The 11,610-nt window shown below is 51.7% G+C and carries 7 protein-coding genes; 6 read left to right on the top strand and 1 reads right to left on the bottom strand.

What is annotated here, in order from left to right:
- Window positions 1-132: 132 nt before the first annotated feature.
- On the bottom strand, window positions 133-711 hold the full coding sequence (locus VFE46_17275) for a hypothetical protein (protein HZZ29750.1): 579 nt from the start codon (window positions 709-711) through the stop codon (window positions 133-135).
- 1,110 nt (window positions 712-1,821) lie between these two features.
- Here VFE46_17275 and VFE46_17270 point away from each other — a divergent pair.
- From VFE46_17270 to VFE46_17245, 6 genes are all read left to right on the top strand, one after another.
- The gene (locus VFE46_17270) at window positions 1,822-4,152 is read left to right on the top strand and encodes a hypothetical protein (protein ID HZZ29749.1); all 2,331 of its coding nucleotides are present in this window, start codon (window positions 1,822-1,824) and stop codon (window positions 4,150-4,152) included.
- Between the two features lie 38 nt (window positions 4,153-4,190).
- The gene (locus VFE46_17265) at window positions 4,191-5,042 is read left to right on the top strand and encodes a Nif3-like dinuclear metal center hexameric protein (protein ID HZZ29748.1); all 852 of its coding nucleotides are present in this window, start codon (window positions 4,191-4,193) and stop codon (window positions 5,040-5,042) included.
- Between the two features lie 223 nt (window positions 5,043-5,265).
- Complete coding sequence (locus tag VFE46_17260) at window positions 5,266-6,018, top strand: glycosyltransferase family 2 protein (GenBank protein ID HZZ29747.1); 753 nt, start codon at window positions 5,266-5,268, stop codon at window positions 6,016-6,018.
- Window positions 6,019-6,278: 260 nt separating this feature from the next.
- Complete coding sequence (locus VFE46_17255) at window positions 6,279-7,817, top strand: hypothetical protein (protein HZZ29746.1); 1,539 nt, start codon at window positions 6,279-6,281, stop codon at window positions 7,815-7,817.
- Between the two features lie 46 nt (window positions 7,818-7,863).
- A complete protein-coding gene (locus VFE46_17250) occupies window positions 7,864-9,489 on the top strand; it encodes a GNAT family N-acetyltransferase (protein ID HZZ29745.1) in 1,626 nt (541 codons plus the stop codon).
- A gap of 238 nt (window positions 9,490-9,727) precedes the next feature.
- On the top strand, window positions 9,728-11,610 hold a 1,883-nt coding region (locus VFE46_17245; protein HZZ29744.1), incomplete at its 3' end, for a hypothetical protein.

The raw sequence follows: 11,610 nt of genomic DNA, 5'->3' as shown, positions 1-11,610 counted from the left end.
GTTGCATCAATTCCGTCGCCTGCGCGTCCGTTACGAACGTGACGATTCCATTCACAAAGCTCTGCTCACGCTCGGTTGCATCGTGACCTGTAGTTACTTCCTGTAAAGATTCATTTTGTTAGACGCTCTTAGTTATTTTCGGTCTTGCGACGAATCTTTGGTAAGCTTGCCGTACAGCAGTCCACCGTGATCGCCACCGTCCCACATTCCAGCGTATTTGCCGTCGAAAATCATTACGCGGGCTGTGAAGCTTCCCATTCCTGGCACAGGGACTCTGTCTAAGGTGATGACCGGCGTATCACCTGCCCACACTACACGCAACGGCAGTGGCAGCGTCACGTCGTGAGTTCCATACTGAATACGGGCATTGAACAACCAAACGTCACCTTGAACTTTTTTTACCGAAGTAATGGAATACTTGTCCTCCTTCGTTTCAACGCCGTTATCACTACGATTGCTAGTGAAATGTCCTTGCAGGGTTGCACCGGTGAGCATGTCTTGAAATCGTTTCTCAAGTTCGTCTTGGTTGGACAATTTTGCAAGACTACTTTGTCCGGTTGAGGATTTTTCAGGTACAACCGGGGGTTCGTCTGCATACGAAGTAAGGCGGATACAAGGATCGATTGCAGCAATAATGACAAACGCTAATCCGATGAATGGCAGGAACTGCACGGATGTAACTGATGTGGACTTGCTATTTTGAATTCGCATGGTGAATTCTCGGTCCAATGACGTATTCGTGGCATTTTAAAACTTCGATTCGCTGGCACCGACGACTGACGTAGTTTACCGCAGATTGGTTCGAATCGAATACGACAGTGCGTTATAAACTCCTCAAGTACTTTGCAGCTTGCCTAACTTTGAATTCTGGATTTTCGATAGGGTTGCATGGGATTGTGAAGTATCCACGATATCCACGCTCTTCCAATGCGCCTAGCAGTGCCGGAAAGTCCACTGTTCCGCGTCCCAGACGTGTGCGATAGCTGATTGCACAGATCCTCAACCGATGGTCATTGAGCATTCTATGCAATTGTCTAAGTGCGATTTGCGACAGCTCAGCCGGTTTAAGCTGTCCTCGGGCGTCAATTTCGATAGCATCCCCAACTTTGCAGCCAACGAAATAGCACGTCGAAACGGTACGCGGAATTCGGCAGGTAAATTCCAATTTTCAATTGTGGCATTGTAAGTACGGAAGGTCGCACCGTTTGTGTGTGGGATAATCGTGACTTCTATGCGCCGAAATTAAGATGGAAGTCATATCGATAAATGGAAAGCGTAACAGGACAGCAATGCTTGGCACAGTCGATAACAAACAATAAACGTGAGGACAGGCGCAGGAGGTTTGAATTACCCATGCCGATTGTACGAAATATTCCGATTGTAGTAGCACGAATGGATTGGCCCAGCAAGCACGCCCGGCAAATCGCTGCGGTTTGCTTGGTTGTAATGTTGTTCGCTTTCTGCGTTTCGCCTGCGAAACGGGCAACCGCATCCGATCAGACGGATGTCGACGATCCCACGGCAGCGGCAACCAATCCAGACACGGAACCGAATGCAACCAGGCAGCGATTTCCGAATGCCCAAGAGATTTACCACTGCACATTCGATGGAGTCGGACAAATCGATGTTGATGGCTGGCCGAACGGTTGGACGCGCCAGCAAGACATCAATCATCCCCGATATGTAGAGATACGTGTTGATAGTGCATCGCCTACATCCGGGGATCATAGCCTAGGCATAATGTTGGACGGCGGAGCCGCAGCGGTGTACTCGCCGCCTCTTTCGATTTCTTCTCTCTTCAATTATTTATTCGAGTGCCAGGTGCAGACCGACGGCCTGACTTACGACCAGGCATATTTGTCGGTCACATTTTACGATGCTCAAAATAATTTACTGGAGCGGCAAGTCTCTTCTCCGGTAGGCAAGACAACTGCTTGGACTAAATTGCGTATTGGGCCGGTCGCCTCAACGAGCAATCAGGCCCAGCATGCTGTGATCGGATTGCATTTGGAACCGGGCGAGCGTGCCGACTTGCGTGGCAAGGTTTGGTTTGCGGACGTTTGGGCCGGCCGTTTTCCCAAATTGTTGCTGCAAGCAGGAGGATGTCGCCATCTTTACGCCATTCCAGAATCCCCAGAAGTGATTTGTACTGCGTCGGGGTTTTCCAATCAAAATGCAGGAATCGAAATCCAATTGCTAGATGTCGAGGGCCAAGAGATCCAACGCGCGCGAGTCGCGCTGGAGACGCATAGCATGAATGACGCTGATAAAACGCAGCAATTATTAGCCGGAAGCAATTCGGGTGTTCTTGGACAAAAATCCGCAGTATTTATCGGGAGTGCTGCGTGGAAACCGGCACTGCCAGATGTGGGATTTTATCATGTGCGAGCACATCTTGATGGTTGCAGCTATTCTCCTTCGCCGTGTGAAACGACCATTGCTTTAATTCGCAAAGAAGAAATACTGCCGCAGGGCGAATTCGGCTGGACACTACCACAGGGTGAGCGGCCGCTTACTTTTGACGAGCTGACTTTTCTGGCTGAGCATTCCGGAATTCACTGGCTAAAATTTCCCGTATGGAACGCCGCAGCCGACCAAGCTCGAGGAGATCAATTAGCGAGCTTTGCTCAGCGATTGCAAAACAACCACACGCAATTGGTAGGTCTGTTGGCTGACCCGCCCATGGAAGTGCGAAAGCGCTTGAGCGAGGCGACCCATGTGGATGAGCATGATCAGCCGCTGGCCGCACAGATTTTTTCCGCCAAGTCCGAAGTTTGGTACCCGTCGTTGGAACCCATTCTCACGAGGCTTCAACTCTTGGTACACACTTGGCAACTAGGAAGCGACGACGACCTAAGTTTCGTGAAATTCCCGCAGTTAGGAGACGCGCTTCTGCAAGTTCACAAGCAGCTAGGACGTTTTGGACAAGTAGCTCGACTTGCTATTCCTTGGACATGGCACGAGGAACTTCCTAAGGAAATGGCGGCCGGTGATTTCGTGTCGTTTTGGGTTGATCCACCCGCTAGCAGTTCTGCACAACGGTCGGTTCTGGACCGCACTCAAGAGGGAACCATTCAGCGCTGGGTAGCGATCCAAACTCTGCCTGCATCGAAGAATAATTTGAAGAATCGGGTAGGAGATTTGGTCCAGCAAATGCTTGCCGCCAAATTACACGGAGCACAGAGAATTTTTCTACCGGAGCTGTGCAATTCCGAGTACGGGCTATTGCAAGACGACGGCACTGTCGGAGAGTTGTTGTTGCCATGGAGAACCGTTGCACAAGTATTATCCGGGACAGATGATATGGGCAATTTACAATTGCCGCACGGCAGTTCAAACCAGCTGTTTGTTCGAGATCGACAGTTGGTTATGTTGTTGTGGAACGACCATCCCAGCGAAGAACAGATTTCGCTTGGCGAAAATGTGCAGCAACAAAACATATGGGGCCAAGTCACGCAGCCGGAGTTAGATGGCAAGCGGCAGTGCTGCATACAAGTTGATCGCCTGCCTGTTTTTCTCACCAATTTAAATTTGCCGCTGGTGCAATGGCAAATAACTACGAAGCTCTCTCACAACCGCTGGCCAAATGAGTTAGGTATACCATTAGAAAATGCTATCAAACTTTCTAATCCGTTTTCACAAACGGTAACTGGTGCCGTACAACTTGACATGCCGAATCGCTGGCGCGTGGTGCCACGGAGTATTCCCTTCAAACTCGCCGCTGGTCAAACAGTTCAATTGCCATTTGAAGCCACGTTGCCCTTTGACCTTGTAAGCGGTCCTCAAGAAGTACACTTCGACTTTGATATTGTGGCCGATCGGCATTATCAATTCAGCGTGTATCGCACAATTGACGTTGGTGATGATTCGGTCACAGTCAACGTCGCTACACACTTAAATGAGCAGGGTGAGTTAGTCGTCGAACAAAAACTTCTAAATCAAACCGACCAGCCGGTAAGTTTTCAATGCTCTTTGTATATTCCCGATCGACGCCGGATGACGACAAATATTCTTGACCAGGGTAAAGGCAGTGACACGCAAATTTATCGTTTACCGAACGGCCAAGCGTTGCTCGGTAAAACTCTATGGCTCAAGGCTGAAGAAACAATCGGACAAAGAATTCTGAACAGCAAATTTGTGGCGCAGCCGTGAATCGGTAGCGATTATGGGAAAGCCAGTCGACGTTCGCGATGAAAATCTTGAATTCAGGCGGCTTGCAATTCCGCATGGCATGGTGCATTCTCAAGGATGCAATGTTAACCGTTTCCTCAATTGCCGCTTTTTTAGAAGAATTTGCTCCCTGTAGGCTTGCCGCTGAATGGGATAACGTCGGCCTTTTGGTCGGCGATGCCAAGCATAGCGTCCAGCGAGTAATGACCTGTTTAACGATTACGTCGCAGGTCGTAGAGGAGGCGGTCGCCGAGAAAGCAGAACTTATTGTCACACATCATCCATTTCCCTTTCGAGAATTAAAACAGATCACAGCAGATACCCCAAAAGGACGGCTGCTGTTGCAACTCATTAGAGAGGAGATCGCCGTGTATAGCCCGCATACAGCGTTTGATTCGGCACGTTCCGGAATCAATCAGCGATTGGCCGAAGGGCTAGGGTTAAGCGACATTGGTCCACTTTTGGCTGATAGTGTTGATCCGAAATTAGGCGCAGGACGCTGCGGCTTTCCAGAAAATGCCGCCACCTTGGGACGCATTGCAGCACGCTTGAAAGATTTTCTTAATCTGTCAGGGATGCAGTTAGTAGGAAATCCGCAAATGCCTGTGCGTGCGGTGGCAGTGGCATGCGGTAGCAGCGGAGACTTGTTGGATGCCGCACATCGCGCTGGATGTGATTGTTTTGTCACCGGTGAGGCGAGATTTCACACATGCCTGGAGGCTGAATCTCTGGGACTGGGTTTGATTCTGGCAGGACACTTCGCCAGCGAACGGTTTGCAGTTGAGAGATTGGCGGAACTTTTGGCCGCGCAATTCACATCCGCAACGGTTTGGTCATGTCGAGCGGAACACGATCCGATGCATTGGCTTTGAAGTTTAGCAGCTTTCATCGATCTCGATTCTAAAAAAGTGTCGAGTCTGTTGGTTACATACAAATTTCCCGCTGCGTTGACTGATTTCACGGCCGATCTAGAATGGTCGTTGGCATCAGTGTCTAGTAAATCTTGGCAGTCGAAGATCGGCACAGGTTTTGTGGTATTTTTTTGATCGACTTTGTGTTTCAGCATCTTATCAAGTCAGTATGGAAAAAAATTGTATGGCCGCTCGATTTTTGACCGTTTTGCCCGTTTATAACGAGATGCGGCATGTTGCAGACGTGCTAGACGAAGTGTTGCGATATAGTCCTGAGGTGTTAGTCGTTGACGATGGTTCTACCGACGGCACTTCAGAGTTGTTAGGTCGGCGGAGCGATCTTCACGTTGTCAAGCATTCCAAAAATCGCGGCTATGGAGCGGCTCTGCGTAGCGCGTTCCAATTTGCTTTATACAATGATTACGATGTGCTTGTTACTATCGACTGCGACGGGCAACATCAACCCCGACTCATTCCAGAGTTTGTATCGGCGTGCATCGGACTCGATATTGTGTCCGGCAGCCGATACCTAAAGCATTTTGAAGGCGACAGTGAACCACCTACCGCGCGACGAAAAATCAACGAGCAAATCACGGCCGAAATTAACTGCCGACTTGGATTGAAGTTGACAGATGCGTTTTGTGGATTCAAAGCCTATTCAGTGCCTGTGCTTGCTAAATTCAACATTACCGAACCCGGCTACGCAATGCCGTTAGAATTATGGGTGCAGGCTGCATACCAGAACTTCAAAATTAAGGAACTTCCGGTTCCCCTGATCTATTTGGAAGAAGCGCGCTCGTTTGGCGGTTCGTTGGACAACAGCGAGATGCGGCTTCAACATTATCGCGAAGTGATTGATCGCAGTATGGCGGCACTGCGGGGCAGGATTCCTGCGCTGTTTTCTAAACGTATGCCTTGTTCGGGGGCCACCTCGTGAATAACCCTTGCTCGGCGGCAAGGGAATGCTGGCCAAAAATTCACTCCGATAATCCCGCCGAAAGTGACCCGTCTGGGCCCGGCTCTTTCTCGCCAGCTAAAAACGAAACTAGCAGTCATTCTCTAACTCGCGCGAACAATGTGGACTCCGACGGCGCAACCTTTCGCTGGTCCAATTGGTCGCCCCGGGTCGCGCGGCTTAATGCACCACGAGAAAACGGCGCTAAACTTATTGAACCGCCCCTATCGTCCGCCGGCGAAATGATGTTGGTTAACAAGCGCACGATCGCCCTGTCCAATTACGACGTGCAAGGATGTGGGCTGGCGCAATTGGCGCGTGAAGCACGAGAACAATTGCTGGCCGATGCCCTGCGTTACACGCGCAGTTATCGAGACGTGAGCGTCTCGAAGGACCATGGGCGAATCATTCTTGCCGGACATCAGCCTGAAATGTTTCACCCCGGCGTGTGGTTCAAAGATTTTGCGATTGCACGGCTGGCAAACGACCACGATGCGGTGGCGGTAAATTTACAGATCGACAGCGATGCGATGAAAACAGCTTCGTTGCGCGTTCCGGGCGGCTCCGTTGATCAGCCACGCATGGAATATGTGCCGTTCGATCGTGTGGCCCCGGAAGCGCCGTTTGAGCAACGGACGATCATCGATCGGGCATGTTTTGAATCGTTCGGAGAGCGAGCCTGCAAACATCTGCAGTCATTAATTCCGCAGCCACTATTACGGCGATATTGGCCATTGGCGGTTGCCCGCTCGCGGGAGACAAATCATTTGGGAGCTTCGTTATCGCAAGCCCGGCATCAGTGCGAAGCGGGCTGGGGATTGCAAACCTTGGAACTTCCCCAAAGTCAGGTCTGCGATTTGCCAGCGATGCGATGGTTCATAGCGCATTTGCTGGCTCAATTGCCCCGGTTTTGGGAAGCATACAATTCGGCGCTGTTAGAATATCGGCGAGAACATAAAGTCCGGTCGGCTGCGCATCCGGTTCCTGAATTGGATAGCGTGGACGATTGGCTGGAAGCCCCGCTGTGGATCTGGACGCAAACCGATCCCCGTCGACGCAGGTTATTTGTGCGGCAGCAAAATAACACGTTGGTGCTTTCCGATCGCGAGCAATGCGAAGTTGTGTTGCCAATTACCCCCGAGAGCGGTGCAGCAGCAGCGGTGGAACAACTGTCGGCGCTGTCGTCCCAAGGCATTCGGCTACGTACTCGCGCACTGATTACCACCATGGCTGCCAGGCTGTTAATGGGCGAATTGTTTGTGCATGGCATCGGTGGGGCAAAGTACGATCAACTGACAGACCGTATCATCGAGCGATTTTTCGGCCTGGAACCGCCAGGCTATTTGGTGGCATCGGGAACTTTGCGTCTTCCGCTTGCTCATTCCGCAATCCAAACGGACGATGTGCAGCAAATTCGTCAGCAGATTCGGGAACTGGAATTTCATCCGGAACGGTTCCTGGAAAACAATTGCGGTGCTAGCGTCGTTGTTGACGAAGGAATGGCTGGCTGGATTGCGGAAAAACGCCGTTGGTTAACCATTCCACCAACGCCGGCTAACGCTCGGCAGCGTGGTCGCGCCATTCGCCAAGCCAACGAAGCGCTACAACCTGCGGTAACCCCGCTGCGGGAATCATGGCTTTCGGAAGTCGCCAACCAGGCGGAGCGGCAACGAGCGGAGGTATTGCTTGTTTCTCGAGAATATGCCTTTCCTTTGTTTCCGGAACCGGACTTGAAAGGTTTTCTGCTCCCCATCCTGGAAATCTCTGACGGGAACGGGTAAGTTATGCGAAACGGATGGATCGTTTCTCTAACAGCAGGGATTCGCGATGAGCCGAACGACCACTTCGCAGGTCGTACCACACAGAAGAACAGCGGCGGCACTGGCAAACCATCATGCTAAGTCGTCGAATCGTTCACGAAAAGGCGCTGTCGCTTCGACCGCTCAGCAGAAAACGTCAAGCCTTCACCGCGAATTAGCCGGTGGCAAGCGAAGATTTATCGCCCACTCGACCAAGAGCGCTGCCTTGCGTCTTCGCCCGGTCACAAAGAACTCGGTAGCAAGTCAACCGATAGCGATTCGCCGGGAGCGCAAGCTCGCCAAAAATACAACTCCTCAGGTCAGATTGCCTCGCCTTGGCGACGCGTTATCGAATTTGACCAGGCAGGATGTCTTTTCCGAAACGGGAGCGCCAGGTGAAGCCCGCTTGGTTTTAGGGCGCAGCGGTGATCATGCGGCCGTTTATCATGCATTGCTGGCGATCTTTCAAGGTCCCTCGCGGGATGAGTTCCATGCTCAAGCGGAAGATCCTTTTTATGAACCGACGAATCGATTATTGGTAAAACGTGGATATCGGGTGCTATCGCACCTTCAACTTACGCACCGCACGATGCGGTTTGGGTCTCTGGCATGTCCGGTTGCTGGGTTTCACTGGCTTGGTACGTTGCCTGAATTTCGTGGTCAAGGATTTGCCGCACAGTTGCTGCACGAGGCCGACCGGCAAGCCGTTGCATCGGGCGCCGTGCTGGGACTACTACGGACATGCATTCCTCGGTACTTTCATCGGGCTGGCTGGGCATTGTGCGGACGGCATTGTTTTTCTCAAGCCAAAGCACGCGAAGTGTTGGCTCGACTTCACAATGAAGACCGCGTGCGTCAGAGCAAGCCCTTAAACATTCGCCTATGGCGGCATGTGGAAATGCCGGCGTTAATGCGAATTTATCAGCAGAACACGCAAAGGAGCTACGGACCTTTGGAACGCACGGAAGCCTACTGGCGCTGGCTGATCGGGCGCAAGGCGTACGATTCGCTTTTGGTGGCACTGGATGGCCCAGACAAGCTCGAATTAGATGAAACCATCGCCCCAATTGTTGGATATGCCGTGCTGCGGCAAGAACGAGTGGTCGAACTGCTGTCGGCGCCGAATCATCCCACGGCGAATCAACAACTTTTGGTTCGCGCTTGTTCCGATGCCATTGAGCACGATCGGCAAGACTTAGTTTTGAGTGCACCGCCAAATCATGTATTACATCGTTTGGTCGTTGCTGCGGGCGGCGCGCATCATCACCAAGAGGCAAACCAAAACGAAGTATACATGGTCAAGATTTTCGATCCGCTCAAGTTTTTGGGTTTGCTGTCACCGCAACTAGAAAGCCGGGCCAGGCAAGCCCGCTTGCCCCGTGGTACTGAATTGGGATTGCAGGTGGACGGGGCAAAATGGCGATTGGTTTATACCAGCCACGGCTTTCGGGTTCGCACGGGCAAGCTGGGCCGCAGTTATTTGACGATGAATCGGGCAGAATTTGCGCGATTAGTGTTGGGACACGGCTTGGTTCGAGAAACAGCATTTTCCGGACGCTTGCTGAGTTCTACACGCAGCGCTTTAGATTTGGCTGACCTGTTGTTCCCACATTTGCCATTGTGGCAGCCTAGTTGGGATGATCTGCCGGCGTGACCATTAGGCGTTAATTGCTTAGGGGCACGCCATTTAGGATGCATCGCTATAACGTCGTCACAACGGAATTTGATTTCCGGATTTGGGCGGGCAACCGGCTGCGGTCGATCTATTTTGTTCCGATGCCTCGAAATTCAGAGCAAAATCCTGGACCGACACACTCGAGGGTTTTATAGTGGTTATCTTCGGGGGGGGGGCCGCAATCTTCCTCTCTCTGAGATACTCGGAGTTGCGGAACATGAATCGAACGGGTCAGGGCCTTACGTTGCGCTGCTTCTTCGCGCCAACCGTGCCAATATTGCGCCTGATGCTAACGTTGCCAGTGATTTGGATTGCTGTCATCGCACATTGCTGTTGGGCACAAGTGGCACTGACGAAAACCAGTAACACCAACTGGACAATCACCAATGGTGCGTTAACGGTGGTGTTCAGCCCGAGCGGAGAAAAAATAACCTCCGTTAAATTGGGTGTCGGAGCAAGCGCCAGCCCGAACTTGTTAAACAGTGGCAGTACCGGCACGCTAGATCAAGAATTCGCAGGCACACCCTTTGGCGCTGGAACGGAAACATTTAGCTCGGTAATCGGGCCAAACAACAGCTGGGTAGATGTTTGGACCAATGTTGCTTCAACGGGCAACAGCACGAATCCCATTACTTACGCGTTCCACTACGTACTGTTTGCCAATGATCCGACCGTTCATGTGTACGAAGCATTAAGTCATTCGGCGACCGATCCAGCCACCAGCGTCGGGCAGGGTCAGTTTTTGTTTCGTTCGAACCCGTCGTTGTTTCCGAATTTTTATCAGCAGAACACGGGCCCAAATAACATGACGGGAGTCACGACGAGCGGTGTCCCAAGCACCAATTCAAACTTCAATAGCGTCACAGGGCAAACCGGCCGTAATGTTCAAGATTCCACATGGGATTTAACGGCGGGCGGTTTTGCTGGCGACAACGGCACGAACTTTTACACCAAGTACGACTATTCCACATATACGCAATTCTGGCAGGCCACCACGGCTTATGGTAGCCAGTACTCGGTATCGGCAGTGGTTCCCTCGGAAGAAACCTTGACTGGCGGACCGACAAAGCAAGTGTTGAATCAAACAAATCCAGGCATCATCAATCTCGAATTTCTTTCAGATCATTACGGCATAGACGCCGACGGATCTTCCTTCCCGGGTTACGCCTACACTCCACCGCAAGGCGTGAATTCGACGAAGTTATTCGGACCATACGCCTTTCGAATTGAATCGAGCGCGGGGAAAACAGCCGCGCAAATTTATCAGGATGTAGTCAGTTCAATTCCAAGCTATAACGCGCTGTACAATACCGACACGGAATTGACTTCCAGTGGATTTTTAACTACTCCCCAGCGGGCCAGTATACAAATCAGTGCGACAAATTCGGCAGGTTGGAGCGCCAATACAGCAAATAATACGGCGGTGCTGTCGGACCCTGGCGTGAACATGCAGGAATCGCGAGAAGGATATCAGTATTGGACACAGCTTTCCGCGAATGGTACCGGAACAATCCAAAATGCGGCGCCAGGCACTTACCGGTTGACCTTGTATCAACTGGGGCAATGGGGTGAAACGCGGGTCGATGGAGTTCAGGTTCAAAACGGCTCGATCAGCGTGCCCAAAAATTTGAGTTTCACGCCGGAGAACTTCGGTACAGCCGCACCAATTTGGGCGATCGGCACTCCCAATCGTTCAGCGAACGAGTTTTTGAACGGCCACAACGTGGCGGGCCTCGATCAACGGCAATTCTACGGCGCTTACGACTACTGGGCCGAGGAACAATCTCTTGGCAATCCGGGAAAGGTCGTTTACTACGCCACAACCGTTGGTTCGACGGCAGCCACCAATGATCCGAACAAATGGATTGCCAATCAATGGCGAACATTTAATCCAGGCCTTTACGATTCCGCCAATAGTACGACCGACAACTATGCTAACGTAGCGCCGGCCTATGTGCGCGACGCAGCCCATGGCGGCACCGGGTCGGGTCCAGCGAGCTTTCATGGCTCAGCATGGGAAGTTCACTTCACCGTTACCACTCAGCAGTTGGCGCAAGGGCAGTTTGTGGTACTTTCAGTAGCCGCCGCCGCCTTGAATTC

Source organism: Pirellulales bacterium (genome assembly GCA_035656635.1).
Classification (GTDB): Bacteria; Planctomycetota; Planctomycetia; order Pirellulales; family JADZDJ01; genus DATJYL01.
The sequence above is the reverse complement of the archived record's forward strand: the minus strand, read 5'-3'. Positions and strand labels throughout refer to the sequence as shown.